Source organism: Micromonospora sp. NPDC050417 (genome assembly GCF_044458865.1).
Taxonomy (GTDB): Bacteria; Actinomycetota; Actinomycetes; order Mycobacteriales; family Micromonosporaceae; genus Micromonospora_G.
Genome location: NZ_JBITIH010000005.1, coordinates 242,240 through 266,046 on the forward strand (window position 1 = coordinate 242,240; position 23,807 = coordinate 266,046).

Here is a 23,807-nt window from a genome sequence, read left to right on the forward strand (position 1 = left end):
GCCTGTTGCGATCGCCAGGGCGATCAGGGTCCGGCTCAGGGAGCCGGCCGGGTAGGGTCCGGCTCCTCGCTCTCGGTGAAGATCAGCTCGCACCCCGCCTCGAACTCGGCCTGGGTTCCGGTGAACAGGCCGAGGCGTCGCGACGCGATCCAGGCCAGCTTGTAGAGCGGCACCATCTGCATCCGCTCGGTCAGGTCGGCGAACACAACGCCCTTGGTGGTCTTCTCCAGGACCAGCACGTCCCGAGCACCGGCGGTGACCTCGTACGGGTCGCCGTTGTCGGGGACGACGCGGAAATCGAACATGGTTGCTGCCTCTCAGGCGCTCGCGCCGATGATGACGATGTCGTAGGTGACCGAGCTGCCCGAACCGCTGTTCGCGATCTGCAGCTGGTCGGCGGTGCCGGCGGTGACCGGGTACGCCACCGCGTCCGGAGCGACGAGCAGCAGCGCGCCGCCCGGCCGGATGACGATCTCGTTGTCGGCCGCGCCGGCCCAGGACGTCCACGTATTCGCCGCCGCCCCGCCGACGAGCAAGTTGTTGACGTTCGTCGCCGCGGCGGCGACGTAGAGGGCCTTGACCCGGGCCATGGTGATCACGGCGCCGAACGCGTCGACGAGGACGCCTGCGAGGTCCAGGGCGTCGGTGCCGGACGCGACGATGGTGCGCCGGTCGGTGAAGAGCCGGTCGGCCTGGCCGGCGCCGGTCCCGTCAACGAGGTCGACCACCACGCCGGCCGACAGTGGGTAGTTGGCGGAGCCGAGGTCGAGCGGTGTCGAGTGGCGACCGGTCAACCTGGCGTTGAGCCTGGCGGACAGCGACATGCGGATCTCCTCGTACGGTCGGATCAGGACAGGAGCCGGTCAGGCCGGCCGGGAGTAAAGCGGCTTGCCCTTGATCGGCATCGTCACTTCGGTCTGCTCGGTGGTCCGGGCGTCACCGCCGACGTTCGGCGCCTTGATCCGGACCTCGCCGGTCCACCGGACGTGCTCACCCGGAATGTCCGGGTGGTGGTCGAGCTGGAACTCCACCCACACTCCGTCGTTGAGCACGAGGTAGTCCGAGACGCCGTTCTCCCGCCAGTCCGCCAGGAACGTGACCTCCAGGGCGTAGTCCGGGTCGGTCTCCTCGCGGGTCTCACCCTCGGGGCACTGGGTGAACAGCCGCTCGCCGTCTTCGGTGTTGTTGGCGATGTTCCAGTTCTGTACCTGGCACTGGAACGCCTCACCGCCGAGGGTGAATTCGATCTGCTTGAGCCTGCGGTTGTGCGGATCAGCCATTGAGAGCCACCTCGATCGTGAGTTCGTAACAGGGCAACTCGGCCCCGGACAGGAAGGCGCCAGGGTCGGCCCGGATGACCACCGCGTCGGGCAGCTGGTCGATCGCGGCGGCGACCAGGGGCACGAGTTCCCAGAGCCGGTCGAGAGCCCGCTCTTCGGCGGGCACGACGATGTACACCAGCCAGCGAGCCGACGTCGGCGACGCCGACAGGCTCTCCCACGTCAGCGCTGGCGGGCCGAGCACCGTCGCCGGCGGACGCACCGACTCCCCCGGGTCGCCGTACGCGACGACATCGGGAACGGTGCCCAGCGCCGTGAGCAGATCCGCGGCGGCCTTGGTAACCGCGTTCACGGGCGCGTTCCCTCGGCTACCGCCTGCCGGACGAAGCTGTCCTTAGCCTGCAGCAGCAACCGCAGACCGTCGGTGAGCTCCGGACCGTCCGGCAGGGCCCGGATCATGTACGCGGCCAGGTCGGCGCACGGGCCGCTGATCTCTCGCAGGTGTGGCGGCAGGTGCGTGTCCGTGAAGAACTGGGCGATGTGGACGGTGGACGGGTGCCGCTCGGTCAGGTTGACGTCGAGCACGGGGGTTCCTCTCACGCGATTCACGCGATCACGGGGGGTGCGTACTTCGGCCCGATCCGCAGCAGTCGGTCGATGTCGACGTCGAAGCTCGGCACTCGGGACGCGCCCATCTCGGCGAGCTGGATCAGGGCGTCCGGGGACCGGCGCCGGGTGTGCCACCGGGCCGCGAGCCGGTACGTACCGAGGACCAGGGCGGCGTCCGGCACCGGGAGGTCCGGCTCGTCGCCGGCGTAGTTGAACGCTGGCCGGACCTGCTCGACGAACGCGGTCGCCGCGTCGAGCACCTGGGACAGCTTCGCGTCGTCCCTGGTGTCCGTGATGCCCATGTCGAGCTTGAGCCCGGCCAGCGTCGCCCACATCAGTTGTCCGCCACCAGGCCGTACGCCTCCAGGCGGGTGATGATCGCGTTGATCGCCGCCCGTGCTTCAGCGTCGACGGTGGCGCCCCCGGTGGGGGCGGTGATCGCTGCCTGGGTTGCCGCCGGGTTCTTGGTTGACGCGCTGAGTCGCTTGACGCGTAGGAACCGCCATGATGCCGCCATGACTCAGCCGGCCGTGTTGATTCGGATGAGCTTGACCGGCGCGGTGCCGTACCGGACTTTGACGGCCGTGTACGCCCAGATGCCCAGCTTGATCGTCGACGGGCCGAGCGGCTGCTCGTACCGGAACCGCATCATGTTGGACTCGAACAGCAGGACGTCCGAGGCGCGGATGGCCGCGTACGTCTCCTGGTCGACGACCCCGTCATCCATGCCTTCGGTGACGATCGCGGGCAGGTCCTCGATGATGCCGTCGGCGTTGACCGTTCCGACACCCAGCACGTTGACCGGGCCGGCCGTCGACGACGGCACGATCTGCCGGCCGCTGGCGTCCTTGAGCTTCTTGTATCGGCCCCAGGTCGCGACCTCCATCGCGAGGATGGTCGCGGGGAGCTTGCGGGCCTGCCGGACCGCGAGCGCGGCGTTGACCGACAGGTCGATGCCGTTGGTCTCGTCGGTGCCCAGGTCGGCGAACTGGGTCGCTGTCGCGAGCAGCGGCGTACCGATCGCCAGGATCGCCGCGCCGACCTTCCGTTCGACCTTCAGGTTGTAGGCGGCGATCAGGTCGCCGTAGATGAGCACGTCGACGGCCGGGGACGACATGTCGAGCATCTGCCGGGACACGTTCTGCGTGCCCGAGGTGGGTTTCGGTGCGACGGTGTCGACGTCGGAGTCCCACGCGTCGTCGCCGTCGACTGGGTCGTTCTCGTTGGCCTGCTCGGTCACCTCGGCGTCCGTGCCGCCGGTCTGCTTCGGCAGGGTGATCGGGCGCGGGTCGTCGCCGAGCGGGATGTTCCGTACCGCGTTCGCCAGGGCCCGTCCCTGACGGGCGAGGGGGGCGAACTCGTCGACGAGCCACTTCGGGGCCACGATGCCCACACCCTCGGTTCCCGTGTCGAGCGCCCGGGTGTGCTCGACGAGCCGGCGGGCCGCCCCGTCGTCGCCGTGCCGCGACCGGTACAGGTCCCGAAAGAACGAGTTCTGGCCCCCCTCCGACAGTGACCGGTAGTGACCGGGGTCGCGGTCCTGGGTGGTCGCCCCGCCGAGCCGGATCGGCCCGTCCTGCGGGTCCAGGTTCGGCCCCCCGCTGCCGTCGCCGTGCATCGCCGTGTGGATCTGGGCGGCCATCTGGGCCACCTTGGCGTTGCGGGTCTCGATCTCGGTCAGGTCCTCGATCTGCGTGTAGAGCGTGGCGGCCTTGTCGCCCTGCTCCTTGATCGTGCGCAGCTCGTCGGGGGTCAGGTCGCGCTTCGCCTCGACCGCCCGAGCCTGGAACCCCTCGATGTTCTTCTTCAGGCCGTCGTACTGGTCACGAAGGCCCTTCAAGTACACGTTCTCCGACACCACTGATTCCTTCGGTCACGAGGATAGGGATCTCCTGCGAGTGACCGAGGTGCCGGCTACGGGCTACGCCGGGTGTCCGCGTCGATGAGCGGCGGAGGTGCGGCGGCGGTAGGCGGGGTGTCGGTATCGACGTTGCGTAGATCAACTTTATACCCCAGCAGGGTATGTTGCCCAGCGGTTGCCGGGCGGCGTGTCACGGAAGTGCGGGCAGCCCCGCCAGGACGAGACGCGCTTCCTCAAGCCCGGCCGCGCGGCAGCACAGCCGCTCGCACTCGAACCCCGACTCGGCCGGGGCTGCCTGTTCGGCGGCCGACCGCACGCCGGCCGCCGCCGCCAGGTCCCCGTAGGCGCCCTGGACCGTCACCGCGACCTCGCGCAGGTCGGCGGTCACCCGCTCCACGATGTGACCCAGGCGCCGGTTCTGCCGCTCTCTGAACGCCACGCTCAGGTGCGACAGGGCCCCGTCACGGACGAGTTCCAAGGTCTCGTCACCCAGCGGGGTTTTGCTCGCCCGCAGCTCGACGTAGAGCCCGGCCGCGTCGTCGCGCATCAGCGTCGGCGACCCGATCAGGGCACCACCGAGCGCGATGTGCTCCCGGGAGAACCAGATCCGGTTCGCCGCCCGGATCTGGTGGTTGAACGCACCCCGGGCGAACTGCTCGGTCAGGTTCGCGTCGATGCGCTGAGGCGCGGCCCACGGCACCGCGATGCCGTAGATCGTGCGGCCGTCGCCGCCCTTGGCGGCCGACCGGACCTCCAGGTCCGGAGTGAAGGTACGCAGCAGGTCAGTCACTTCTTCGGCTCCTTCTTCGCGTAGCCACGGTGGGTGGCGTAGTGCGGGTCACAGACCCCGCGGGTCGTCGGTGGCCGCTTGCACCGGAGAACGTTGCACTCGGCCGCCGGGGTGGTGTTCTCGCGCTGGGCGGGTGTCGCCTTACGGGCGCGTGCGGGCATCGGGATCCTCCGGGTCGGGTTCCGTCGCACCGCCGGCCGGCGGCAGGGCGACCTGTTCGGTCTTCGGCTTCGGCGGCAACGGCGCGCGCTTCTCGACCTTCCGGATCTCGTCCAGGGTCAGGAAGCCCTTGTCCAGGCCGATCGCGTACGCCTGGTAGCGGGTGAGGGTGTCCGCGCGCAGCACGTGGCCCAGGTCCGCCTCGACGACCGTGCCGCGCGGGAACTGCAAGCTGAGCGCCTGCTCGAACCGGGCCAGGTGCCCGCCCAAGGAGAACTTGAGCAGGTTGACCGCGTCGGCCTCGATGTTGCTGTACTGCTTGCTGCTGTGCATCCCACCGAGCCACCCAACAGGCAGCCCGAAGATCAACTCCAGGTCGGTCAGGGTGTACCGGCGGGCCTCGACCAGTTGGAGCTGTTCCGGGTTCCAGGACAACGGTTGGAACTTGGTGGTGGCGTTGAGCACGGCGATGGTGCGGTCGCGTTGTGATTCCATCCACTTCGCCTTGAGGCCCTTCGCTTCCGCCTCGTTCAGGTCCGGATTCTCGCTCTGTAGCACGCCGGTGGGGACACCGTGGCGGGACAGGGAGCGGGCCTGCCGGATCTGCTCGTGCGCCAGGTCGAAGGACGCGAAGTGCGCCTCCAGGACGCCCATGCCGCGCAGGCCCCCGGGCGCGGCCGGGCCCTTGATGTGGATGACGTCCTGGGCGCCGAACGTCTGGCCGCCGAGGCTGTACTCGATCGCACCGATCGGCAGGGTACTCATGCCCCGCTCGGTGATCCGCCTGACGCCCATCATGGTCGCCGGCACCGCGACGGCCGCGGTGGGCCAGCCGGACGAGCTCCGGGCGGCGATCAGCCCGATCGCGTTGCCGTGGTAGATCAGGTCCAGGCCCCAACCGCTGAACGTGTTCATGCGCGTCTCGGGTGGGTTCGGCTGCTCCAGCAACCAGGGGGTCGGCGCGATCAGCTCCACCGGCCGGTTCGGGCCGATCCGGTACGCGTCCCACGGCACCATGCCGAGCAGGTCCGACAGCAACACCGACGCGCGCCAGGCCCCGGGGATGCTCATCCCGCCCTGGTAGTCGTCTGCCGCCCAGTCCGGACGCAGGTTGTCGACGATGGTGAACACCTGAGTCTCACCGGTCACCGTGTTCTCGGCGGTGTACCGGGTCGACCGGTGGAGCAGGCGGCCGAGTCCCATCAGCGACCACCGGCCCGGGACGACGTCGGCGCCGGCTCGTCGGCCAGCTCGGCGAGCGTACCGACGGCGCCCAGGGCGACGCCGCCGACAAGCAGCGTCCAACCGCTGCCGGTGAGCACGTACAGACCAGCCAGGGCGGCACCGCCCCCGGCGAACTGGGCACCGAGCTTCCACCCGGCGCCGATCGATCGGGTCGTCCACGCCGCAGCGGTGCGCACCCGGTCCCGTACCGGTACACGCACCTTCGCGGGCGTGGGAGTCTTCTGGGGGTCCATGGTCCTCATCTCAGAACACCTGGGATCGCGGACGTTCCGGCTCGGCCGGCTCCGGATCGGGAATGGTGGTGGCGAAGATCGCGCCGGCGAGGGCAGGGCCGGCATCGATCCGCTTACCGAGCCGGCCCTTCTTCAACGTCCAGCCCCTGTCCGTGGAGTGCGGGGCAGCGCTCGCGATCTGGTCAGCGAAGTCGGGAGCGCCGTCGTGGACCAGGCCCCGGCTGGTGATCGACCTGTAGGTCTGGGCGTAGGCGATCACCATGTTGCGCCCCTGCTGTGGCATCCGGAAGATCGGCAGACCCTCGCGCTCCAGGTCAACCAGGGTGGGCCACCACGCCTCATCGCCGGCGATCCACACCACGTTGTAGTTGGTGTGGATGGACCGGATGTAGTCGTCACACTCGGTCTGATCGATCAACGCCCCGTCCGGAAACCAGATCCGGGCCCACGCCTGGAGACGGCCGTCCGGCAGCTCCTGGACGACGACGACAGCGGCCGAGTCTCGCTTGAGTGCCATGTCGGCGCCAACGTACGTCCGCAGCGACGGGTCGATCACCAGGTCGCCCTTGCACGCGTCCCACGCCCCGGCCGGTAGCCAGCTCTCGCCGGCGCTGGTCCACCGGTTCCAGTAGTAGCGAAGGGCCCGCCACATCGGCATGCCTTTGAACTTGCTGACCAGCGAGGGGATGTTCGCCACGCCGGCCGCCGCGAGCGGGTTGGCCTGGCGGATGCCCTCGGCGATGTCGTCGTCGTCCAGCGGGTTCAGGTGCCCGTCGGCGCTCATATAGAGCACCAACTCGTGGTCGGCCTTGTCACCCCGCCGGAACCGGGAGATCAGCCTCCCGAACAGGGTGTTCAGGTTGTCGCCGGCGGTGCTCAATAACAGGGTGAGACCGTCCTCGCGCTTCGCGGTACCACCGGAGGCAACGTCGTACGCCGTCTCCTGCCGCTCACTGGTCATCTCGTGGACCTCGTCGACGAGCAGCGTCGTCGCCTTGGAACCGTCGGCCTTCTTCGGCGTGGCCGGGATCCGGCGGGCCTTGCCCCGGGCGCCTTTGAGCTGCACCAAACCCTTCATTGCCTTGGCGTGCTCGGCGAGCGGCCCCTCCTCGAACGTCACCCGGATCTCGTCCAGGATCAGGTCCGCCTGCTCGTACGACGACGCCATGTTGATGACGTCGGCCGACGCCCGGCGTACGGCGTGCGGGATACCGTCCGTGCGGAACCCGCCGGTGCACTGCCCGCAGCCCTTGCACGTCACACTCGGCCCGGCCAGGTCGACCGATCCGATCCAACCGCCCAGCGGGCTCTTGCCGCCGCCCTTTCCGAACGAGACGAGCGCCCACGAGTAGCGGCGGCGCCCGGCGGCCCGGATCTCGGCCAGCTTGTGGATCAACGCCCGCTGTTCGGGGATCAGCACCGGTGGGCAGCCGAACGCGTCACCCTCGCCCATCCGGCAGTTGGTCTGGATCCAGCGGACCCACTGCGGGCCGAGAGTCCGCTCCGGCAGGGGGATCGGCCCGTTATGCGCGGTCAGCGCGCGCAAGAACCGCTCGGAGACCTCGCCGACCCACGCCATACGCGGATCGGTGCGGTAGTACGACGGCTTCGACGCCCGCCAGCACCCGAGGCACGGGCCACCCGCCCAGTCGTCGGTCTCCCCACCACACGACGGGCACGCCCGCTTCTCCTCGTACGACGGAGCCGGTTCAGCCATTCGCGTCCCCGGCCGCGTCGTCGAGCGACCCGGCCGTGCCCTTGGCCCCGGCCATCAGCGCCAAGCCGAGAGCGAGCCGGGACCGAGGCGACATCCCGAGCTGGGCCTCGATCAGCCGCGTCTCGGACGCGACCCGCAGTCGCATCGCCATCAGCCGGTCGTCGACGTGCGGGACCGGTGCGTCCGGGTCCGGGTCGGGGCGGGTCATTGCCTCGAGGTAGGCATCCATGTCGGCGGCGACCGCCGCGTCCAGGCGCTCGCCGAGCTGGTAGAGCGAGAACAGCCTCGTGACGGCTGGCATGTCGGTGTCCGGGTCCAGCAGCCGGGCCACCGGCGACGTCCACATGCCGTACCAGGTCCGGTGTAACTGCGGCGAAAGACCGCCGGGCGCCGGCGGGATCTCCCGGTCCGCCGGCGGCCCTCCATCCAGGACTGCGGGCATGTTCCGGCGCTCGCGGTCTTCAATCGCTTTCGGGTTCGACACTGCAGCTCACCCCCATGTTGATCATAGTGGAGGAAACCCTCCGGGGGTATCGAGCCACACGTCTCAGGGGCGCCACTCCTCGCGGTACCCGGGCCAACCGGCGTACGGCAGGGCGAGCAGACGCACGGTGTCTTCCGTGATCGCGGCGGCATAGCCGGCCGTCGCTCCCGCCGACCCTTGCGTCCAGGCCCGAGCCTTGTCGACGAGGTCCAGAATCCGACGGTCGGCCGCCACTCGCGCCAGTACGACGGCCGGGTCGTTCAAGGCAATGTGCTCGCCGTCGACGTCGTTCAGGGGCTCGTGTCCTCGGTCCTTCCGGGCGGCGATCACGTACCCGCCAGGTCCATCGCTGGAGACGGTGAACGTCTCTCGGTCGTAAGTCCAGGTCGGGTTATACGCACCGGCGCGTTGTGCCACGTACTCGATCCGGTCGAGCACGGCGCGGAACCACGTGATCAGTTCATCCATGGGGTCATCCTTCCTGGTCATGGGGTAGCCCTGTCGCCGAGCAGGGCCTCGCCGTCGCCACGAACCCGGCCGCTGCCGGCGCCCCGGGTCGGCCGCCGGGGCGGGTCGATCTCGTCAGCCTTCGCGCGCAGCCACGCCGCGGTGGTCGCTGCCGATCCCGTCGTCGTCTCTTCCAGGAGGCCAGGGCCGGTAACCCGCGTGATCACGGTTACCTCGTAGAGCGGTTGCATCTGCGGCCTCGGAACGTCGATGACCTGGAGCCTTTCAGCCATTGCTGCCTCGCTTCGATAGGCGACGGCGGCCCGCAAAACCGGGACACCGTACGCGAAAAAGAACTGGAGGTACGCGGATACCCCTGGATCGGGATGACTCGGAAAAAAGAGACATCGATTGGGTTCACTGATTGTCGTGCGCCGCGTCGACCAGCAGCTGCCGCGCGGCGGCCGGCGCAAGCCCGGACGCAACCCACTCGGGCAGCGTCCGCTCACCCTTGCTCGTGTTGCACGTCGCGCAGGCAGGCAGGAAGGCAGGCAGGCCCGGCACCGGTGGCGCGTGCGGCCGAGACAGCGGCGTGACGTGGTCCACAGTGGTCGCCCGCACCTGGGCGCAGTAGGCACAGGGGGGACGGCCGGTCAGCAGCCGCGCGAACAGGGCACGCGTACGGCGCCGAGGCACGATGTCCGGTCGGTTCGGTCGGTACCCGCCACGGGACCGGGGATGGTCCGGGCACACGCCACCAGGGCGCGGCACACGGCACAGCCAGCACGGCCGCAGCGGCAGGGGGGTCACAGGTAGCCGCCCGGCGCACCGGCCGACTCGGCGGTCATCCGGTCGCGCGCGTTCGCGAGCAGCCGCTCGGCCATGGCGGCGACCATGGGCAGCTCGGCGTGGGCCTCGACCGACACCGAGACGCCCGGCGTCGACATGACCACCTTCGCCATCGGCAGCTCGTACTCCTGCTCCGGAGCGGGTTCGGTGGGCTGGTCATCGTCCAGGTCCTCGTCCGAGGCAGGAGTGAGGGTGGCTTCGGTCATGGGTGCTCCCGGGGTGGGGGTTGCGGTTGGGCTGGTCGTGGCACTGAGGGTTGCGGTTTGCCTCGTCGGCCCCGTCGTCCTCGCCTGCGGTTGGTCGGGGGCTGGGATATGGGACTGCCCGACCCGACCCGACCCGACCCGACGAATCCGGATTCCGGAGGCTGGCGATCTGCCGGATCTGCAGGTCGCTGTTGATCTTGCGTGATGGGTGTGCGCGGGGTCGGGCGATGTGCCTGGTCGCGCTGGTCGCGGCGGTCTGGCCGTGGCCGGGTCGCGCTGGGCGTGGTCCGGCCGGCTGCCGGGTCGCCGGTGGTGGTGCGGGGCGTGGTCCGGCTGGCGGCCGGGTCGCCGGGCGCGGTGTCTCGCGGGTCGCGAGGTCGCGCCGGGGTAGTGGTCGCGGGGGCCGGCTGGGTGTCGGGTCGCGGTTGGATCTGCGGTACGCCGGCGACCTGGGTGGTCGGCCGGGTGGTGCTCAGAGGTACGGCGATGTCCTGTGCCGCGAGGAACGCGACGGTGAGTTCGCTGTAGTACGGGGTCGTCGGGGCGGGCAGGAGTACCCACGCGTCGGGGTGGGGGTGCTTGCCGCGAGCGGCGTTGCAGCGGTTGCAGGCGACGACGAGCCCGTCCGGCGAGCCGGCGGCCTGGCCGGGCGTGCGGTGGTCGTAAGTACCGGCGCGGTTGCCCCGCCGGGCCGCCCAGTTGACGATGTGCCCGCAGTAGCGGCACCCGTCGCCGTCACGTAGCCGGACCGGGACGGTCAGCGCGCTGTTGGAGTTGTCCGCCTTGCGTTGCCGTTCCCAGTCCACTTCGGACTTGCGGCGGATGTGCAGGAAGTTCTCGGCGTCGTCGATGAGCTGCCAGCCGGTCTGTACCCGGGTCCAGTACCCGGCCCGGGCCGCCTGCTCGGCGCGCAGCTGCCACCGGGGGCCACCCATGAGCGCCACCACGGCGTCGCCGATGACGTAGTCGTCGGTGCCGTAGCCGGCGGCGTGGAGCGCGCACCGGTTCACCAGGCCGAACAGCAGGTTCACGAGGTCGGGCGCATCGAGCCCGCCAAGGTCCTCGGCGGACCAGGTTAGGGGCGAGGCCACGACGGGGTGGAACCCTGCCGTGTCGGACGACTTGAGCCACGTCACGCGGCCACTACCGAAATGATCAACATCTATGTGCCCCCGGGGATGTTGCGGCGCGGCCACCCTGTAGGGGTGACCGCGCCCGGTTGAGCAGGGTCAGGTGATACGGGTCAGAGGCAGTGCCACCCGGCCGGCGCTCGACGTGCCTCCCCCGCCCTCGGCATGGCCACGTCGAACACGACGGTGACCGGGCACCCGTTCGGGCACTCGGCGCCGAACGCCATCTGCTCGACCTCGGTCGGTGCCGATGCGGCCGGCTCGGGGGTCGACGCGTACTCGGTGTACTGCTCCAAGGCGCGGCTGAGACGGCGCATGGTCCGCCCGGGAACGAAACTGTCGCGGAACTCCTCCAGCACGGCCTGGGCCGCGTCGGCGAGGTCACCAACGATCCGGGCCTCGGTCGCGGTCGGGGTCGGGGTCGGGGCGCCGTTGGTGATGAAGTCGGCGACGGCGTTGGCGCCGACGATGACGGCGGCCAGGTGCTCGGGCAGGTCGACCGGGAGGACGTGCGGCGTGGCGGTGCCGATCACCCGGTCCAGGGCGTACGCACGGATCTGCTCGGGCGTGGAGTCGGGAGCGATCATGGTTCTCCTAACGTGGTGATGGGGATGCGGCTGGCCTTGGTGGTCAGTCGCAGTCGTCGTCCAGGTCCACCGGGACAGGGACGATGACGGGGACGCCGCCGCGGTGCTCGGTCCGGTAGACCGTCGGTTTGCGGGCCGGCGGGGCGGGGTTGACACGGGCGGGTGCCGGCCGCTGCACGGCGGGGGCCGGCCGCGGCGGCGGTGCCGGGGCTCCCGGCTTGGCGCACGCGTCATCGGGTCCGCACGCAACGACCACGGCCGCCGCCGCGACGGCTACGGCCGCGACCGTCACCGCACGATGTTTCATCTGTTCTCCCTCATTCGGGCCCGGGCCAACGAGGCGGCCCGGGCGTCCTCGATCTCGATCCGGATCTCCCGGCACCGGCGGCGCCAGGCGGCCGGGCTGATGGGGCGCGGCTCGTCGTCCGCCTGCTCCGCTGGTGCCGGTACCGGGGCGACAGGGGCCTGCGATGCGCCGGCGAGTGCGCGGTTCCACGCCCGTTCGACCGCGGCGTGAGCGGCGGCGTAGGCGGCCCGTTCGCGGGCGGTGCGGTGCTGTGCCATCTGGTCAGCGCCCCCTGGCCGGGAGACGGCCCGGCGGTGGCGGAAACACCGCGAGCAGGTCCTCGCGGTGCCGGGCCTGTTCCTCGGCGAGGGTTTCCTCGCGCGCCGGCGGCGGCGTGCGGGTGTCCTGCTCCCGGCTGATCGCGGCGAGGTCGTACCGCTCGGCGAGCACCGGGCCGTGGTCGGGGATCTCGCGGCTGCTCACGTGTCGTCCCGGTCGACACGGCGACGGTGCTCGGTCTGCGCCGCGGCCACAATGGCGGCCTGGTGGCGGGCGTGGCGCAGCGGCAGGTGGCACCGGCACGGGGCGGCACCGTCCGGGCCCGGGGGCACGGACGGGTCTGCCTGGTACGTGCACGGCTCGCTGTAGACCGGCGGCGCCGGCGTGGGCCTGGTCCGGCGGATCACCGGGCATCACCCCGCACGTGAACGCGGTGGTAGACCCGCCACCGGCCCCGGGGGCCCTTGGGCATCGGGGCCGGCTCTGTCGGGTCCGGGTCGCCCTTGGCGGTGGTCGGGACGACGACCAGGCCCATCGCGGCCAGGTGCCGGCCGAGCAGGTCCAGTTCCGCACGGGTGCCGTGCGCCCAGACCTCCATGCCGAGGTTCTTGTCGGGAGCCTTGGTCGGGTCACCCATGGCCGACCTCCCGTAGCAGATCCGGAAGCCGGTGGTCGGCTAGGAACCCGGCGGCGAGCCAGGCGCCACGCACGCGTACGGCGTCCTCGTCCAGGTGGTCGGCCAGCCACCGGCGGCCGAGCAGGGCGAGGGAGTCCGCGCACTCGTTAAGGACGTGGCCGGCGTGACCGCGCACCCACCGCACCCGGAGGTTGGTCGGGTGCGCGGCCACCAGCTCGGCCAGGCGGGTCAGCATCGGCACCCGCCAGGCGGACCCGAGATACCCCTCTGGCATGCGGAGGTGGCCGCGCGCCCAGTCGTTCAGGTAGCTGATCGCGGACTGGCTGTCGAGCAGGACCGTGACCGGGCCGGCCGGAAGGAGAGTGGTGATCGCGTGGGACACGGCCCGGAGCTCGGCGACCGCCGCCCGGTCAACGCCAGCGATCGCGGTCGGTTGGGGGCAGTACCCCACGCCCCACCCGCCGGTAGACGACAACCACCCGAACCCGGTCAGGTACCCAACCTTCCGGACGGCCCGCTTGCTCGCGGACCCGTCCGTCGCGATCACCGACGGCAGCCCAGCGGGGGCACGGACAACACCGGTCACGACCTGGCTCACTGCTACTGCCCGCCCAGGGCGGGGCGGCGGTGCTCGGCGCCGGCGACAAACCCGGCCAGGTACGCGGCCGAGTGGTCGATCGGCAGCACACCGAGCGCGGTCAGGATGTCCAGGGCCTGGTCGACGCCGTCAACGCCGATCTCGTCCTCCGTACGGAAGGCATCGCCCAGGCGGGGGCTGGTGAGGTAGCCGACGCTGACCGTGGGGCGCCAGGGGTCGGTGTCCCACCAGACATCGGTCAGCACCCGGGTGCCGCGCGCCGGGGTGGGCACGTCCCGGCGCATGCCGGTGTTGTAGCCACCGGGTTGCCCGTCCCACCGCCATCCGGCCGCGTGTGCGTACTCGACTGCGACGCGGACCCGGCCGAGCTGCACCAGGGTCAGCACGGCCGGCGCAGCGGCCGGTTCGTAGACTGCCTCGGCCGCCGCGTCCTGGGCGACGCGGACCGCGTCCGGGTCGACGTCGTCCGGGCCGGGTCCGGGGTCGGCGGGCGTGGCGTCGCCTTCGACCGGTCGGCAGATCTGCACCGGGTGGTCCCACGCCCAGCCCCACGAGTGCATCCCGCCCCGGCCGTCGGGTGCCGACGTCCGAGCCCGGACCACCCACCCGCCCGGGGTGTCCGGGGTCGGGTCGATGGTGACCTCTCGAACGATCTCCTCCAGCTCGTCGTCGACGAGCGCGACATCGCCGCGGCGGATCCGGGCGGCCGGCACGATCTGGTGGGGACCGGGCACCATGTGCGGCTGCTCGGCGGCCAGGGCCTCGCGCAGCATGTCGTAGTGCTCGCCGGGGGTCAGGCAGGCCGGGCACCGGTCGTTGTACGTGATGGCGGCCGGGGCCTGCTCGTGGCACGTTGCGCAGGCGACCACGCCGCCGGCGGCGTTGGTGCGCCCAGGCGCGCGGCGGATCCGTACGTCGTCGCGGGCCGCCCGGTCCCGGGTGCACGGGCCGTCCTCGGTGAGCGTCGACACCGTGACCGCCGCCGGGCGTGCGGTGCTGTCCAGGCGGGCGGTGGTGATCAGTTCCCACGCCTGGATGGCCCCGTCGGCGCCGAGCCACGTCTCCAGGTAGTCGCCGGGCAGCAGGGTGCCGACCGGGACGATCGTGGTCACATAGCTGTCGGGCGGCACGATCCGGGTGGCCGGGGCGGCGGCCGGGCGCTCGGCGGGCCGAGAGCGGCCGTCGAGCCCGGTCACCCGCTCGGGCAACTGAGTGGATCCACTCAGACGGGCACGGGTCAGGTCGTCGCGGACGGTGCTCTGCGGGATGTCCAGCGCGGCGGCGATCGCGCGCTGGGACATCTGGGCCAGGCGGAGCCCGGCGACGGCCCGCTGCCGGTGCTCGGCCGGCAACCGTAGCCGGTCGGCCCCGAACTCGACGGCGACGTAGGCATCCCAGGTGGCGTAGCCGAGGGTTTCCCAGTCGCGCCGTTCCCACGCGAGCGCGATCTCGGCGACCGTTTCCAGGTAGTCGCGGATGCCCTGGCGGATCCGGGCGGCCCGGTCGCGGGCTACCTCGGGGGTCGACCGGTCGGGAACCGGCAGGTCAGGGGTCACAGGGGTCGCCCCGTCCGGTGCGCTGTGCCGGCCCAACGCCGGGCGCAGGAGCACCACCACGGCGACGGCGACGAGCACCGCTCGGCGCCGTACTCGCCGTTGACGTACGCGGCCCAGTCGGCGTATCCGAGTGCGGCCCAGTCCCGGCGCTCCCACGCCAGGGAGACCTCCGCCATCGTCTCCAGGTAGGAGCGGATGCCAGCGCGGAACCGGTCGACGCGGGCCCGGGCCGCCTCCTCGGTGGACTGCTCGTGGACGTTCAACTCGTCACTCGACATCAGTGATCTCCTCGGTGGTGAACAGGTCCGGGCCGTCGAGCCCGGCCGTGCTGGTCCGGACCGGCCCGGCCGGCGCGGCGGTGGCGGCCTGGGCGGCGCGGAGCCTGCGGCGGTACTCCCGCCAGCACTGCTCCCCGCGCCCCCGTGCCTGGCCCTGGGCGGACTTCAGTGGCGTCTTGCAGTCCCGGCACGGCACCGGCGGCCGGTCCGCGTCGGGTCCGGTCGTCATCGGGTCACCTGCACACGGGCGAGCCGGTCGATCTCGGCGGCGAGCAGGGACGCGGCCCGGACGAGGTCGGCGAGCCGGTCACCGCGTCGGGGGCACTCCGCCTCCCACGGCCATTCCAGGCCGGCCGCGTCCGGGTCGGCGTACCAGCGGGCCATGTCCGCCAGCTCGTCATGGGTGTGTTCGTCGTCGTGGGCCGCGTCGTAGCCCTTGACGTCCAGGTGCCGCATCCGCTCGGCGGCGATCAGGGCGAGGGCCGGCGACCGGTCCCACCCGGCCGCCGGGTCGACCTGGCAGCGGGCGGCGAGCATGGCGAGGACCTGCTCGGCCGCGTGCCCGTTCGGCCCGACCGCGAACGGGGCCTCGCCGGCGCGCCAGGCGTCGCGGGCGGCAGCGATCGTGACCTCGATGTCGTCGACCAGGACGCCGGACAGGATCAACGCCCGGGTCGGCTCCGGGACGCGCAGCATCACCACGGGCCGGTTCATCGGGCACCGTCCCGGCGGCCGGCACCCGATCGGGTCCGCTCGTCGAGCAGCCGGCGGACCAGGTCGACCAGGTGCGGCACGGCGGTCCGGGCCGCGCGGATGAACGCCGCGTCGGCCATGGCCATGGTCGGGTTAGGGGCGTCAGCGAACCCGGTCAGCGCGATCGGGACCGTCTGCCCGTTGACGATGGCGAGCACGGCCACGTGCGGGCGGCCGTCGCTGTGGAATCGCCAGACCGTGTCCGGGTCGTGGGCCCATGGGCCCTCGGTCGCGGCGGCGGCCAGGCGCTCGATCCCGTCGACCAATTCCAGGTCGGACAGGGTGATGTCACGCACGGCGGTACCTCTCTCGCTTCTTGGCCTCGTGGAGGCAGATCTCGGCCAGAGCGGCCTGGATGACGTTGTCGTCGTGGCCGGCGGCAGCCCACCGGGCGAGCAGCTGCGGGGCACCGGGGCGCACACCGCCGCGCGGGTCGCAGCCGGTGGCGAACAGCGGGCAGTGCCGGTCGGATCCGGGCCGGTGAACGGCGATCCGGTCGGCCAGCAGCCGGTCGCCGTCGGGGTCCTCGACCGCGCTGTGCAGGTACGGCATGCCGGCCGGGACCACCAGGGCGGTCAGCGACACGGCCACCCCGGGGCGGCCGATCACCCAGTACCGCGTGGTTCCGTCGATGTGATCGAGGTGCGTATGGGTGGTCGCCGGGTAGTCGACGACGAGCCACGTGCTCACGCGGCCGGCTCCTCACCGGACAGGACCGCGTCGACGTGGGCCTCGGCGCACAACTGGCACCACCGGCCCTCCAGCAGCGGCCCGGGGGCACCGCAGATGGTGCGGGTACCGGGGAGCAGGGTCGGGCAGGTGACCGGGCCGGCCGGGTGGTCGTCGGCGGCGATCAGGTGCAGCAGGCGCAGCTCGGCGGCCACGATGCACAGGGCCGGGTCACCCGCCGGGCAGGGCACGGCGTGCTGCCGGACCGTCCGGTCGTAGCGCCAGGACGCCTCCCGTGCCCGGACGCCCAGCCACTCGGCGTACCAGACGCCCAGCTCGTCGCCGGGCGCCTGGTCGGGGGTCCAGGTGGCCTCACCCGGCCGGACCAACGGGAGGATGTCCTGTTCGCCGATGCCGGTCAACGCGGACCGCAGCCGCTTGACGTGCCCGGCGCCCCAGGCGATCAGGCGCCGGCCGGTCAACGACTTGAGCCGGGGGGCGACGTCGCCGATCAGTTCCGGGCCGTCGCCGGTCACGGCCTCCGGGTGCTCCTGGAGCGTGGCCCAGTGCGGGAGGATCCACGCGTCGACCAACTCCGCCCCCGTGACGACGTCGGCGGCGGCGACGGTCCAGGAGGCGCCGGGCGCCTGCTCTTCGTGGATCAGCACCGCACCGGCGTCGATCACCTCGGTCGCCCACTTCACCGCCGCCGCGCGGGCCTGGTTGCGCTCGGCGAGCCAGGACGACTTCGCCTCGGCCTCGGCGCACCAGGGGCAGACCCGGCGTCGGGTGGTGTGGTCACGGGGCCAGGGGGTGGCCTTGTGCGCCCGGCACCGGGCGCACAGCCGCACCTCGTCGTAGCGGGCCTGCCGCCCCGGCGACAACGGCGGCAGAGTCACCGCGTCGACGACCCGGTAAAGCGGGGTGTAGTGGTTCCCGAGGGAGTACAGGAGGTACGCGACGCATGCCTGCCCGTCGGCCAGGCGGCGGTGCTGCTGGCCGAGCATCGTCACCGTGGCCAGGTGCTCGGGGATCTCGCCGGGGCGGAAGACCGGCAGGCCCTGGTGGTCCGTGACGCGGCCCATCAGCGGGCACCCGTCACGACGGCCAGGTACGCAGCGAACGCCGGGTTACACATCGGCCGGACGCGTTCGGGGACCGGCGCGCGGCCCGGCGGGTACGTCACCGGCTCGGCCACCGGGGTCTGGTCGACGGCAGTGGTCGGGGCGGGCTGCTCTTCGCCGTCCTCGTCGACGTCGACGGGTTGGTCGGGGCCGTAGTCGGGCCACGTGTCCCGGGCGAGGTCCGGCAGCATGCTCCCCGTGTCCAGGGTGGGGGCCTCGGCCACCAGCTCGGGGACGCGGTGCCGGCCGGGCATCGGCCGGACCGCGTGCCACACCAGGGCGGCGAGGACGGTCAGTACGACGGTGACGACGATCAGCACGGGAACTCCTCGTCCTGGACCAGGGGCTGGTACGGGGGCAGCAGCAGCGCGACCACCGCCGCGCAGAACAGGCAGGCCGGGAACCCGGCCAGCAGGACCATCAACAACCAGTCGGGAATCACGCGGGCACCTGCTCTCCGGCCACGACCGGGCCGAGGTCGGCCTCCAGCACGTCCAGGGCCAGGGCCTCGTCGCAGTCCTCGCAGCAGTCGGGGACGGGGCCGTACCCGTCGCCGTAGTCGTCGGGGAACTCCGACAGGGGCATGTCGCCGGTGATCACTGGCCCCGCCTCGTTGATCTGGCGGGCGATACCCTGTTCACGCATGGGGATCTCGCTCCTCATGTAGGTATGTGGTAAGTCCGGCCCGGGTGTTCCAGCACCCGGGCCGTACCTGTTCAGGGGCAAATGGGCGGGGGCGGCGGTGACGTCGACGCCGCTCAGGGGTCGCGCCGCCCCCGCCTCCAGCTCGACGAGCTGGAGCTGACGCTCCTCACGCATCTGCGTGAGCAACCGATCGACCTGCCACCGGTGGACCTCGACGGGCGTCGCCGCCCGCCAGGTCACGTCGCCGTCCCACGCCGCCCCGGACTGGCCGGCCATCAGGTACAGCAGGCCAAGCAGCACCAGGACCGGTGTCGTGATGGCGAGCTGGATCGGCAGCCAGGGGCGCACGGGGACTCCTCTCGGGGCTAGTTGCTGGGCGGCGGGACCGGGGTGGTCGGCCGGGGGCGGGGCTGCGGCTGGCCGTCCGGCGGGGTGTACCGGGCCGTCACCAGGCCGGCGAGGCCGGCGCGGTTGGCCTTGTGACGGATCCGCCGCTGCTGTCGCGGCGTCGGGCTGTCGATCCGCCGCCCGGTCTGCGTCGCGTAGTTCCACGCGCGGTCGGCCACGCTCATCGGCGTGCTGGTACGGCCGGGGCCGCTGGGCGGTCCGCCGGTCTCGGGACCAGTCATGCGGGGTACTCCTTCGGTTAGGCGACGCGGGCGCGCTTGTCGGCGGCCTGGTCGCGGGTTGGAACGTGAGCCACGTCTACGAGCTGGCTCGCGATGAGGTCCTCCGCCTGCCGACGGGTGAACCGGATCTGACCGCCGGCACGGGTCCACCGCACGGACCTGGCCGCGCAGGCCTTACGGATCCAGTCCTCGCCGGTCTGACAGAGACGGGCGAGGTCGGCAACGGTGAGGAGCGCCAGGGGGTCATCGAGGGCGCCGACCGCAGCGACCGAGGCAGTCAGGTCTTCAGTCACCGACGCTCACCTCGAACAGGCTGTCCAGGCTGGCCTCGATGCCGATCTCTGACAGGAGACTGCGGTACTCCTCCTTACGGAGCGCCGCGATGGTGCAGGCCATGAACTGCTCCCCGACCCCACCGCCCTTCAACGCCGAGTAGATCGATTTCGGGTCGAGGCCGGTCTCGCGGGAGCGCGCCAGGTTGGAGGAACAGCCGATGGCAGCGAACGCAGCCAGGTAACGCGACCGCCGGACACGTACCTTGGCATGCGTTCCGGGGTTCGCACTCCTGGGTTCGGATTGCATTCCTGGGATCACGTTCCCGACTTTAGTCCCGGGAACGCGCTCCGGACAACTCCACCGAACGGATGACTAGTATCGGGAGTGCGTTCCCGGATACAGTCCATGACATGCCACAGAAGAACATGACCCGCCGTCAGGCGGCCCGATGGGAGGGTCGGCGGCGCTGGGTTATTCGACCGGACAGCCCTGACTCACGCGTGCTGACTCGGGATCGTGTTCCCGGGAACTCGGTAGCACATTTCCCGTATGATCAGCTCGTGGCGACCGGCGAGGTGAACCGAGCAGAGTGGGCGAAGATCGTGCGCGCGCTCCTCACCGAGCGCACGAAGAGCAAGAAGGCCCCCCTCGCGCGGCTGATCTCGAAGGACCCGAAGACGATCGACAACTGGCTCGCCGGCTCGGTCAAGGTCTCCGAGGAGAGCATCCGCAGCGTCGCCGAGCTGACCGGACACAGCGCCATGGAGTGGCTGATCCAGGTCGGGTATTACCAACTCGGTGAGCTCCCCTATCAGCCCACCGAAGAAGAGATCGACGAAGAGCAGCGCCAGGTGCTCGAGTCGGACCTCCCGGCCGATCAGAAGGCCGCGATCCTCGAACAGCTGGAGTCCATGCGCGCCGACGATGAGCGACTCATCGTCGAGCAGCGCGAGCGCGACCGGCAGCGCCGGATGCGCGAGTTGGCTTGGCGCATCGAGCAGGCACGCCGCACCGCGTAGTCGCGCCGCGTAGCCGCTTCCCCCTTCTTTCCCCTTCACCCGCCGTTGCCTCGTTGCCGGCGGTGTGCTGACCCTGCCGGGAGCAACTCGTGTGGATCGAGAAGAACGGCCCCACCTGGCGCGTACGCGAAAAGATCGGAGACAAAAAGGTCACCCTGGCCGGCGGGTATGAAACGAAGACGGCGGCCCGGAAGGCCCTGACGATCATGAGGGCCGACGCGCTCCGGGGAGACCTGCTCGTGCCGCGTGGCCGCGAAATGACCGTAAGCGAGCTGTGCGAGACCTGGTGGCAGGACATCGGCCCCACGTTCACCCGCATCAAGACACGAGAGAGCATGCGCGGCGTGCTCAACCGGTACATCGTTCGCCTGCTTGGTGACCACACCCTCGGCTTCCTAGAGGACAATCCCGCAGTCGTCCAGGGCTGGGTGAACGACCTGTTGGCGGGTCGCACGAAGCCGGCGCGAGGTGCGCCGCGGCGACTCGCGCCGAAAACCGTTCGCAACGCGCACGGGCTGCTATCTCAGGTGATGAAGTGGGCGATCACCTCCCGCAAGCTGATCCGGTCCAACCCGTGCGGAGGCACGCGGCTACCGGATGAGGTCTTCACTGAGCACTACTACCTGACGCCGGCGGAGGCCGACCGCCTCATCGCGGCCCTCCCGGAACACTGGCGCCCGCTGGTGCTGTTCCTGCTCGCCACCGGGTGCCGCTGGAGCGAGGCGCTCGGCGTGCGCGCGAAGCACCTCGCTGCGGTGCCCGGCAAGGTGACCTTCGTCAAGAAGCGGATCGAAGACGAGCACGGTCAGTTCCACGACGAGGACATCAAGTCGCGGCGCGGCCGGCGCACGGTGTCCCTGACGGAGCTCCTGAATCAGGTGCTCGTGCCGCTCGTGATGGTCGAGGGCGATCGTGACCGGCTGATCTTCCGAGCGATCATGGGTGGAGACATCCGCCACAAGGAGTTCTACGTGGTCTGGCATAAGGCCACCGAGGCGGCCGGGCTGGCTGGGCTGCGGGTGCACGACCTCCGGCATACGCACGTGGCGTGGTTGATCGCTGGGAACGTCCATATTTCGGCCATCTCGCGCAGGCTCGGGCATAAGAACATCTCCGTCACGGACGGCACCTACGGCCACCTCCTGGACATGGTCGACGTCAGGCTTGTCCAAGCGTTGGAGGAGGCGATGCAGGTGATCGACTTTAGGGGACTGATAGGGGACACCGACCCCCTTGACCCCCGTCGAACCCCGTTAGTCCCCGCTTGATCCCGCAGGTAGCGAGGGGTGTGGTTCTCTGACCAGGGGCTTTAACCGAGTTCGAATCTCGTATCCTCCGCTCTAGTGAGCAGCCACGCGCCGGACGGTCCCACGGGGACCGTCCGGTGTTTTCGTAGGTGCGGGTGGGTGCGTGGGTCCCCCGGACCGTACGGCGCGCCAACGTACGTCAGCGGGTTGCCGAGACCTCCTACCGTGATCGATGGCCGCCGAACCGGCATTCGTGGCTGATCACGCACGAACCCGACTCGGGCCGCCGAAGGTCCTGGCAACCAACGCCACCTGGTGACCGGAGAGGGGTGGTCATGGAACTGGCCCGGCTCTGGCTCGGACTCATCGTCGCCGTGTGTCTGCCGATGAGCCTGCCGTTCCTGCGGCGTAACTGGGTGGCAGCCATCTTCTGCGCCAGCTATGCCGCGTACGCGATCTTCCCGGTGCTCGACGGCTGGGCCGCCGTACTCACCTGGTGTGTCGCGATGGTCGCCGGACAGGGCGGGAATCTGCTCGCCCAGCGCCTCGACCTCCGTCGACTACTGCGACGCCCCGGCACGAGGGGGGACACGAGGGTAGACCAGCGGGAGTCGCTCACCCTGATCCGGAAGATGGGGGTGGCGGCGCAGTCCGGACGTACGGCGCTGCTGCTCGCAGGGACCCTCATGATCTCCGGGCTCACCTTCGCCGGCAGTCACGCCACCGACGTCATCCGGGACCTGGTCCTGCGGGACGAATGGGCGGTCATCCTCTCCGGGTTCCTGATCGCCGTGTTCACCGGAAACGAACTCGTGGTGCTCATTCTGCGTCCGTATCTCGGCGCCCTGACCGAACACGGCGAGGACGTCACCAAAATCATTCCGTTGGGGGTCTACCTGGGCTGGGTGGAACGGGCGTTGGTCTTCATCTTCATCACCGCGGGCCAGCCCGAGGCGGCGGCACTGGCGATCGCGGCGAAGTCGCTCGCGCGCCTGCCAGAGGTGCATCGCCACGATGGAACAGGGTTCGGCCAGTACGTCACCGTCGGTACACTCACTAGCCTGCTCGTCTCCGTCGCCACCGGACTGACCGTACGGGTGGCGCTGGGACTGTCACCTCTGTAGGGACCAGTGGCCACCATCCTCGATCACCCGTTCATGCGCCTGCTGCTCTCGCTCGACCTGCCCCGCGAGGACTGTGCCGTCGCCGGGAGCGGACCGCTCTTCGCCCGCGGCTGGATCACGGACCCCGGTGACATCGACGTGGTCGCACGCGGGGCCGCCTGGGAGATCGCAACGAAACATGGTCGACCCGCCCCGGCGCCACAGTGCGACGTCCAACTGATCAGCCTCTTCGATGGGTCGATCGAGGTGTTGGACGGGTGGTTCTGCGAGGACCGGGACGCACTCATCGACTCCGCCGACGTGATCGAGGGCGTCCGATTCGTCACACTCGACGTGGTGGCGAGGACGAAGAGCCATCTGAACCGGCCACGGGATGTCGAACACCTGAAGGTCATGCACGCACGCGGCTGGGACTGGCCGATCTGACCAACCCGGCGCCCCGGCAAAGGGTCCGCTGGCCGTAACCTGATCGGTCGTACACATGTTCTATCCACAGGATGTGGATAGAGGCAGCAACCTTCTGGCGTCCACTCCGTTGTGTTCCCGGAGGGAAAATATGAAAGCCCGCAAAACGGTACTCATCGGATGGCTGGTGGTCGCGCTCGTCGCTTCCGCCAGCGGAAGCACCCCAGCCCCGCCGACCAGCGGGAACGCGGGGAGCTTCGGGCCCGACGTGGTCCACCTGTCCGGGGTACGCAACATCGAGTTCGGCGACACCGAGACCGAACTGACCCGACGCGGCGTGCTGGAGCCGGAACCCGCGTCGTGCACGCCCAACCTCAACGGGCTCGCCACGGTCGGACCGGTCTTCGACCACGACCGACTCGTGCTGATGTGGGTGAGCCCACCGATGCACACCCCCGAAGGCGTCACCGTCGGCACTCCCGTCAACACCGTGCACGCCCGCTACCCGGCTGCGACCGAGCTGGCCGCTCCACAGGGGACGTACCGGTTCGACGGGCTGTTGGCCCAGGAGGGCGACCGCGCCTTCCTGTTCCTGCACGACGGGCGGGTGGTCCGCAAGACCATCGCCGGCTACGCCGACTACGCGCACAAGCTCTTCGACGAGGGCTTCGGCCTCTGCTGACGG

General features: G+C 70.7%; 44 protein-coding genes. 5 read left to right on the forward strand and 39 right to left on the reverse strand.

Annotated elements, in window-relative coordinates; translation table 11 throughout:
- Nucleotides 1-35: 35 nt before the first annotated feature.
- From ACIBF5_RS09500 to ACIBF5_RS09690, 39 genes are all read right to left on the reverse strand, one after another.
- Nucleotides 36-305, reverse strand: coding sequence for a hypothetical protein (locus ACIBF5_RS09500; RefSeq protein WP_396809809.1), 270 nt, complete (start codon nucleotides 303-305; stop codon nucleotides 36-38).
- Between the two features lie 12 nt (nucleotides 306-317).
- A complete protein-coding gene (locus ACIBF5_RS09505; protein WP_396809811.1) occupies nucleotides 318-824 on the reverse strand; it encodes a hypothetical protein in 507 nt (168 codons plus the stop codon).
- A 39-nt stretch (nucleotides 825-863) separates the two neighbouring features.
- Nucleotides 864-1,280: a hypothetical protein gene (locus ACIBF5_RS09510; protein WP_396809813.1), complete on the reverse strand. Its 417-nt coding sequence runs from the start codon at nucleotides 1,278-1,280 to the stop codon at nucleotides 864-866.
- The gene (locus ACIBF5_RS09515; protein ID WP_396809815.1) at nucleotides 1,273-1,632 is read right to left on the reverse strand and encodes a hypothetical protein; all 360 of its coding nucleotides are present in this window, start codon (nucleotides 1,630-1,632) and stop codon (nucleotides 1,273-1,275) included. The genes ACIBF5_RS09510 and ACIBF5_RS09515 overlap by 8 nt, the downstream gene beginning before the upstream one ends.
- Nucleotides 1,629-1,880, reverse strand: coding sequence for a hypothetical protein (locus ACIBF5_RS09520; protein WP_396809817.1), 252 nt, complete (start codon nucleotides 1,878-1,880; stop codon nucleotides 1,629-1,631). Before ACIBF5_RS09520 ends, ACIBF5_RS09515 begins: the two co-directional genes overlap by 4 nt.
- A gap of 5 nt (nucleotides 1,881-1,885) precedes the next feature.
- Nucleotides 1,886-2,224, reverse strand: coding sequence for a phage head-tail connector protein (locus ACIBF5_RS09525; RefSeq protein ID WP_396809819.1), 339 nt, complete (start codon nucleotides 2,222-2,224; stop codon nucleotides 1,886-1,888).
- Nucleotides 2,224-2,406, reverse strand: a complete 183-nt coding sequence (locus ACIBF5_RS09530) for a hypothetical protein (RefSeq protein ID WP_396809821.1) — start codon at nucleotides 2,404-2,406, stop codon at nucleotides 2,224-2,226. Before ACIBF5_RS09530 ends, ACIBF5_RS09525 begins: the two co-directional genes overlap by 1 nt.
- Before the next feature lie 3 nt (nucleotides 2,407-2,409).
- Nucleotides 2,410-3,747 carry a phage major capsid protein gene (locus ACIBF5_RS09535; protein ID WP_396809822.1) on the reverse strand — a complete coding sequence of 446 codons (1,338 nt, stop codon included), beginning with the start codon at nucleotides 3,745-3,747 and terminating at the stop codon, nucleotides 2,410-2,412.
- A gap of 193 nt (nucleotides 3,748-3,940) precedes the next feature.
- The gene (locus tag ACIBF5_RS09540) at nucleotides 3,941-4,540 is read right to left on the reverse strand and encodes an HK97 family phage prohead protease (protein ID WP_396809824.1); all 600 of its coding nucleotides are present in this window, start codon (nucleotides 4,538-4,540) and stop codon (nucleotides 3,941-3,943) included.
- Complete coding sequence (locus ACIBF5_RS09545; RefSeq protein ID WP_396809826.1) at nucleotides 4,537-4,701, reverse strand: hypothetical protein; 165 nt, start codon at nucleotides 4,699-4,701, stop codon at nucleotides 4,537-4,539. Before ACIBF5_RS09545 ends, ACIBF5_RS09540 begins: the two co-directional genes overlap by 4 nt.
- Entirely contained in the window at nucleotides 4,682-5,902 is a 1,221-nt protein-coding gene (locus tag ACIBF5_RS09550) for a phage portal protein (RefSeq protein ID WP_396809828.1), read from the reverse strand. The genes ACIBF5_RS09545 and ACIBF5_RS09550 overlap by 20 nt, the downstream gene beginning before the upstream one ends.
- Complete coding sequence (locus ACIBF5_RS09555) at nucleotides 5,902-6,177, reverse strand: hypothetical protein (protein WP_396809830.1); 276 nt, start codon at nucleotides 6,175-6,177, stop codon at nucleotides 5,902-5,904. The genes ACIBF5_RS09550 and ACIBF5_RS09555 overlap by 1 nt, the downstream gene beginning before the upstream one ends.
- Before the next feature lie 10 nt (nucleotides 6,178-6,187).
- On the reverse strand, nucleotides 6,188-7,894 hold the full coding sequence (locus tag ACIBF5_RS09560) for a terminase large subunit domain-containing protein (RefSeq protein ID WP_396809832.1): 1,707 nt from the start codon (nucleotides 7,892-7,894) through the stop codon (nucleotides 6,188-6,190).
- Nucleotides 7,887-8,336 carry a hypothetical protein gene (locus ACIBF5_RS09565; RefSeq protein ID WP_396809834.1) on the reverse strand — a complete coding sequence of 150 codons (450 nt, stop codon included), beginning with the start codon at nucleotides 8,334-8,336 and terminating at the stop codon, nucleotides 7,887-7,889. The genes ACIBF5_RS09560 and ACIBF5_RS09565 overlap by 8 nt, the downstream gene beginning before the upstream one ends.
- Before the next feature lie 105 nt (nucleotides 8,337-8,441).
- Nucleotides 8,442-8,846, reverse strand: coding sequence for a DUF6221 family protein (locus ACIBF5_RS09570; protein ID WP_396809836.1), 405 nt, complete (start codon nucleotides 8,844-8,846; stop codon nucleotides 8,442-8,444).
- Between the two features lie 17 nt (nucleotides 8,847-8,863).
- Nucleotides 8,864-9,118: a hypothetical protein gene (locus tag ACIBF5_RS09575; RefSeq protein WP_396809838.1), complete on the reverse strand. Its 255-nt coding sequence runs from the start codon at nucleotides 9,116-9,118 to the stop codon at nucleotides 8,864-8,866.
- Nucleotides 9,119-9,242: 124 nt separating this feature from the next.
- Nucleotides 9,243-9,431, reverse strand: a complete 189-nt coding sequence (locus ACIBF5_RS09580) for a hypothetical protein (protein ID WP_396809840.1) — start codon at nucleotides 9,429-9,431, stop codon at nucleotides 9,243-9,245.
- Between the two features lie 200 nt (nucleotides 9,432-9,631).
- Entirely contained in the window at nucleotides 9,632-9,880 is a 249-nt protein-coding gene (locus tag ACIBF5_RS09585) for a hypothetical protein (RefSeq protein ID WP_396809842.1), read from the reverse strand.
- On the reverse strand, nucleotides 9,877-10,971 hold the full coding sequence (locus tag ACIBF5_RS09590) for a hypothetical protein (protein WP_396809844.1): 1,095 nt from the start codon (nucleotides 10,969-10,971) through the stop codon (nucleotides 9,877-9,879). The genes ACIBF5_RS09585 and ACIBF5_RS09590 overlap by 4 nt, the downstream gene beginning before the upstream one ends.
- 152 nt (nucleotides 10,972-11,123) lie before the next feature.
- Nucleotides 11,124-11,597 (reverse strand): hypothetical protein, encoded by a 474-nt coding sequence (locus ACIBF5_RS09595; protein WP_396809846.1) that lies wholly within the window; start codon nucleotides 11,595-11,597, stop codon nucleotides 11,124-11,126.
- Nucleotides 11,598-11,640: 43 nt separating this feature from the next.
- Complete coding sequence (locus ACIBF5_RS09600; protein ID WP_396809848.1) at nucleotides 11,641-11,904, reverse strand: hypothetical protein; 264 nt, start codon at nucleotides 11,902-11,904, stop codon at nucleotides 11,641-11,643.
- Nucleotides 11,901-12,161 carry a hypothetical protein gene (locus ACIBF5_RS09605; protein ID WP_396809850.1) on the reverse strand — a complete coding sequence of 87 codons (261 nt, stop codon included), beginning with the start codon at nucleotides 12,159-12,161 and terminating at the stop codon, nucleotides 11,901-11,903. The genes ACIBF5_RS09600 and ACIBF5_RS09605 overlap by 4 nt, the downstream gene beginning before the upstream one ends.
- A 4-nt stretch (nucleotides 12,162-12,165) precedes the next feature.
- Entirely contained in the window at nucleotides 12,166-12,366 is a 201-nt protein-coding gene (locus ACIBF5_RS09610; protein ID WP_396809852.1) for a hypothetical protein, read from the reverse strand.
- Nucleotides 12,363-12,569 (reverse strand): hypothetical protein, encoded by a 207-nt coding sequence (locus ACIBF5_RS09615; protein ID WP_396809854.1) that lies wholly within the window; start codon nucleotides 12,567-12,569, stop codon nucleotides 12,363-12,365. The genes ACIBF5_RS09610 and ACIBF5_RS09615 overlap by 4 nt, the downstream gene beginning before the upstream one ends.
- A complete protein-coding gene (locus tag ACIBF5_RS09620; RefSeq protein WP_396809856.1) occupies nucleotides 12,566-12,799 on the reverse strand; it encodes a hypothetical protein in 234 nt (77 codons plus the stop codon). Before ACIBF5_RS09620 ends, ACIBF5_RS09615 begins: the two co-directional genes overlap by 4 nt.
- Nucleotides 12,792-13,397, reverse strand: coding sequence for an RNase H family protein (locus tag ACIBF5_RS09625; protein ID WP_396809858.1), 606 nt, complete (start codon nucleotides 13,395-13,397; stop codon nucleotides 12,792-12,794). Before ACIBF5_RS09625 ends, ACIBF5_RS09620 begins: the two co-directional genes overlap by 8 nt.
- A 2-nt stretch (nucleotides 13,398-13,399) precedes the next feature.
- Nucleotides 13,400-14,953: a hypothetical protein gene (locus ACIBF5_RS09630; protein ID WP_396809860.1), complete on the reverse strand. Its 1,554-nt coding sequence runs from the start codon at nucleotides 14,951-14,953 to the stop codon at nucleotides 13,400-13,402.
- Nucleotides 14,950-15,231, reverse strand: coding sequence for a hypothetical protein (locus ACIBF5_RS09635; RefSeq protein ID WP_396809862.1), 282 nt, complete (start codon nucleotides 15,229-15,231; stop codon nucleotides 14,950-14,952). The genes ACIBF5_RS09630 and ACIBF5_RS09635 overlap by 4 nt, the downstream gene beginning before the upstream one ends.
- Nucleotides 15,221-15,460, reverse strand: coding sequence for a hypothetical protein (locus ACIBF5_RS09640; protein ID WP_396809863.1), 240 nt, complete (start codon nucleotides 15,458-15,460; stop codon nucleotides 15,221-15,223). Before ACIBF5_RS09640 ends, ACIBF5_RS09635 begins: the two co-directional genes overlap by 11 nt.
- Nucleotides 15,457-15,945, reverse strand: a complete 489-nt coding sequence (locus tag ACIBF5_RS09645) for a hypothetical protein (RefSeq protein WP_396809865.1) — start codon at nucleotides 15,943-15,945, stop codon at nucleotides 15,457-15,459. Before ACIBF5_RS09645 ends, ACIBF5_RS09640 begins: the two co-directional genes overlap by 4 nt.
- On the reverse strand, nucleotides 15,942-16,280 hold the full coding sequence (locus ACIBF5_RS09650; RefSeq protein WP_396809867.1) for a hypothetical protein: 339 nt from the start codon (nucleotides 16,278-16,280) through the stop codon (nucleotides 15,942-15,944). Before ACIBF5_RS09650 ends, ACIBF5_RS09645 begins: the two co-directional genes overlap by 4 nt.
- Nucleotides 16,273-16,674: a hypothetical protein gene (locus tag ACIBF5_RS09655; RefSeq protein WP_396809869.1), complete on the reverse strand. Its 402-nt coding sequence runs from the start codon at nucleotides 16,672-16,674 to the stop codon at nucleotides 16,273-16,275. Before ACIBF5_RS09655 ends, ACIBF5_RS09650 begins: the two co-directional genes overlap by 8 nt.
- A complete protein-coding gene (locus tag ACIBF5_RS09660; RefSeq protein ID WP_396809871.1) occupies nucleotides 16,671-17,738 on the reverse strand; it encodes a hypothetical protein in 1,068 nt (355 codons plus the stop codon). Before ACIBF5_RS09660 ends, ACIBF5_RS09655 begins: the two co-directional genes overlap by 4 nt.
- Complete coding sequence (locus ACIBF5_RS09665; protein ID WP_396809873.1) at nucleotides 17,738-18,097, reverse strand: hypothetical protein; 360 nt, start codon at nucleotides 18,095-18,097, stop codon at nucleotides 17,738-17,740. The genes ACIBF5_RS09660 and ACIBF5_RS09665 overlap by 1 nt, the downstream gene beginning before the upstream one ends.
- Entirely contained in the window at nucleotides 18,091-18,219 is a 129-nt protein-coding gene (locus tag ACIBF5_RS09670; protein WP_396809874.1) for a hypothetical protein, read from the reverse strand. The genes ACIBF5_RS09665 and ACIBF5_RS09670 overlap by 7 nt, the downstream gene beginning before the upstream one ends.
- A complete protein-coding gene (locus ACIBF5_RS09675) occupies nucleotides 18,216-18,770 on the reverse strand; it encodes a hypothetical protein (RefSeq protein ID WP_396809876.1) in 555 nt (184 codons plus the stop codon). The genes ACIBF5_RS09670 and ACIBF5_RS09675 overlap by 4 nt, the downstream gene beginning before the upstream one ends.
- A 17-nt stretch (nucleotides 18,771-18,787) precedes the next feature.
- Nucleotides 18,788-19,051, reverse strand: a complete 264-nt coding sequence (locus ACIBF5_RS09680; RefSeq protein WP_396809878.1) for a hypothetical protein — start codon at nucleotides 19,049-19,051, stop codon at nucleotides 18,788-18,790.
- 17 nt (nucleotides 19,052-19,068) lie between these two features.
- Nucleotides 19,069-19,344 (reverse strand): hypothetical protein, encoded by a 276-nt coding sequence (locus ACIBF5_RS09685; protein WP_396809880.1) that lies wholly within the window; start codon nucleotides 19,342-19,344, stop codon nucleotides 19,069-19,071.
- Nucleotides 19,337-19,633: a hypothetical protein gene (locus ACIBF5_RS09690; RefSeq protein ID WP_396809881.1), complete on the reverse strand. Its 297-nt coding sequence runs from the start codon at nucleotides 19,631-19,633 to the stop codon at nucleotides 19,337-19,339. Before ACIBF5_RS09690 ends, ACIBF5_RS09685 begins: the two co-directional genes overlap by 8 nt.
- Before the next feature lie 254 nt (nucleotides 19,634-19,887).
- Between ACIBF5_RS09690 and ACIBF5_RS09695 the strand changes: the two genes are divergently transcribed.
- The 5 genes from ACIBF5_RS09695 (at nucleotide 19,888) to ACIBF5_RS09715 (ending at nucleotide 23,804) form a co-directional block, all read left to right on the forward strand.
- Nucleotides 19,888-20,346 carry a hypothetical protein gene (locus tag ACIBF5_RS09695; protein WP_396809883.1) on the forward strand — a complete coding sequence of 153 codons (459 nt, stop codon included), beginning with the start codon at nucleotides 19,888-19,890 and terminating at the stop codon, nucleotides 20,344-20,346.
- An 89-nt stretch (nucleotides 20,347-20,435) separates the two neighbouring features.
- Nucleotides 20,436-21,614: a tyrosine-type recombinase/integrase gene (locus ACIBF5_RS09700; RefSeq protein WP_396809885.1), complete on the forward strand. Its 1,179-nt coding sequence runs from the start codon at nucleotides 20,436-20,438 to the stop codon at nucleotides 21,612-21,614.
- Between the two features lie 314 nt (nucleotides 21,615-21,928).
- The gene (locus tag ACIBF5_RS09705) at nucleotides 21,929-22,717 is read left to right on the forward strand and encodes a hypothetical protein (RefSeq protein WP_396809887.1); all 789 of its coding nucleotides are present in this window, start codon (nucleotides 21,929-21,931) and stop codon (nucleotides 22,715-22,717) included.
- Nucleotides 22,718-22,723: 6 nt separating this feature from the next.
- Nucleotides 22,724-23,143, forward strand: coding sequence for a hypothetical protein (locus tag ACIBF5_RS09710; RefSeq protein ID WP_396809889.1), 420 nt, complete (start codon nucleotides 22,724-22,726; stop codon nucleotides 23,141-23,143).
- Between the two features lie 166 nt (nucleotides 23,144-23,309).
- Nucleotides 23,310-23,804, forward strand: a complete 495-nt coding sequence (locus ACIBF5_RS09715; RefSeq protein WP_396809963.1) for a hypothetical protein — start codon at nucleotides 23,310-23,312, stop codon at nucleotides 23,802-23,804.
- The last annotated feature ends 3 nt before the right edge of the window (nucleotides 23,805-23,807 follow it).

What these genes read in the sequence shown, in the direction of transcription:
- ACIBF5_RS09500 (WP_396809809.1), bottom strand. Translation starts at nt 305, where the DNA reads ATGTTCGATTTCCGCGTCGTCCCCGACAACGGCGACCCGTACGAGGTC.
- ACIBF5_RS09505 (WP_396809811.1), bottom strand. Translation starts at nt 824, where the DNA reads ATGTCGCTGTCCGCCAGGCTCAACGCCAGGTTGACCGGTCGCCACTCG.
- ACIBF5_RS09510 (WP_396809813.1), bottom strand. Translation starts at nt 1,280, where the DNA reads ATGGCTGATCCGCACAACCGCAGGCTCAAGCAGATCGAATTCACCCTC.
- ACIBF5_RS09525 (WP_396809819.1), bottom strand. Translation starts at nt 2,224, where the DNA reads ATGTGGGCGACGCTGGCCGGGCTCAAGCTCGACATGGGCATCACGGAC.
- ACIBF5_RS09530 (WP_396809821.1), bottom strand. Translation starts at nt 2,406, where the DNA reads ATGGCGGCATCATGGCGGTTCCTACGCGTCAAGCGACTCAGCGCGTCA.
- ACIBF5_RS09545 (WP_396809826.1), bottom strand. Translation starts at nt 4,701, where the DNA reads ATGCCCGCACGCGCCCGTAAGGCGACACCCGCCCAGCGCGAGAACACC.
- ACIBF5_RS09550 (WP_396809828.1), bottom strand. Translation starts at nt 5,902, where the DNA reads ATGGGACTCGGCCGCCTGCTCCACCGGTCGACCCGGTACACCGCCGAG.
- ACIBF5_RS09555 (WP_396809830.1), bottom strand. Translation starts at nt 6,177, where the DNA reads ATGGACCCCCAGAAGACTCCCACGCCCGCGAAGGTGCGTGTACCGGTA.
- ACIBF5_RS09560 (WP_396809832.1), bottom strand. Translation starts at nt 7,894, where the DNA reads ATGGCTGAACCGGCTCCGTCGTACGAGGAGAAGCGGGCGTGCCCGTCG.
- ACIBF5_RS09565 (WP_396809834.1), bottom strand. Translation starts at nt 8,336, where the DNA reads ATGCCCGCAGTCCTGGATGGAGGGCCGCCGGCGGACCGGGAGATCCCG.
- ACIBF5_RS09570 (WP_396809836.1), bottom strand. Translation starts at nt 8,846, where the DNA reads ATGGATGAACTGATCACGTGGTTCCGCGCCGTGCTCGACCGGATCGAG.
- ACIBF5_RS09575 (WP_396809838.1), bottom strand. Translation starts at nt 9,118, where the DNA reads ATGGCTGAAAGGCTCCAGGTCATCGACGTTCCGAGGCCGCAGATGCAA.
- ACIBF5_RS09585 (WP_396809842.1), bottom strand. Translation starts at nt 9,880, where the DNA reads ATGACCGAAGCCACCCTCACTCCTGCCTCGGACGAGGACCTGGACGAT.
- ACIBF5_RS09595 (WP_396809846.1), bottom strand. Translation starts at nt 11,597, where the DNA reads ATGATCGCTCCCGACTCCACGCCCGAGCAGATCCGTGCGTACGCCCTG.
- ACIBF5_RS09600 (WP_396809848.1), bottom strand. Translation starts at nt 11,904, where the DNA reads ATGAAACATCGTGCGGTGACGGTCGCGGCCGTAGCCGTCGCGGCGGCG.
- ACIBF5_RS09605 (WP_396809850.1), bottom strand. Translation starts at nt 12,161, where the DNA reads ATGGCACAGCACCGCACCGCCCGCGAACGGGCCGCCTACGCCGCCGCT.
- ACIBF5_RS09620 (WP_396809856.1), bottom strand. Translation starts at nt 12,799, where the DNA reads ATGGGTGACCCGACCAAGGCTCCCGACAAGAACCTCGGCATGGAGGTC.
- ACIBF5_RS09635 (WP_396809862.1), bottom strand. Translation starts at nt 15,231, where the DNA reads ATGTCGAGTGACGAGTTGAACGTCCACGAGCAGTCCACCGAGGAGGCG.
- ACIBF5_RS09640 (WP_396809863.1), bottom strand. Translation starts at nt 15,460, where the DNA reads ATGACGACCGGACCCGACGCGGACCGGCCGCCGGTGCCGTGCCGGGAC.
- ACIBF5_RS09645 (WP_396809865.1), bottom strand. Translation starts at nt 15,945, where the DNA reads ATGAACCGGCCCGTGGTGATGCTGCGCGTCCCGGAGCCGACCCGGGCG.
- ACIBF5_RS09660 (WP_396809871.1), bottom strand. Translation starts at nt 17,738, where the DNA reads ATGGGCCGCGTCACGGACCACCAGGGCCTGCCGGTCTTCCGCCCCGGC.
- ACIBF5_RS09680 (WP_396809878.1), bottom strand. Translation starts at nt 19,051, where the DNA reads ATGACTGGTCCCGAGACCGGCGGACCGCCCAGCGGCCCCGGCCGTACC.
- ACIBF5_RS09690 (WP_396809881.1), bottom strand. Translation starts at nt 19,633, where the DNA reads ATGCAATCCGAACCCAGGAGTGCGAACCCCGGAACGCATGCCAAGGTA.
- ACIBF5_RS09705 (WP_396809887.1), top strand. Translation starts at nt 21,929, where the DNA reads ATGGAACTGGCCCGGCTCTGGCTCGGACTCATCGTCGCCGTGTGTCTG.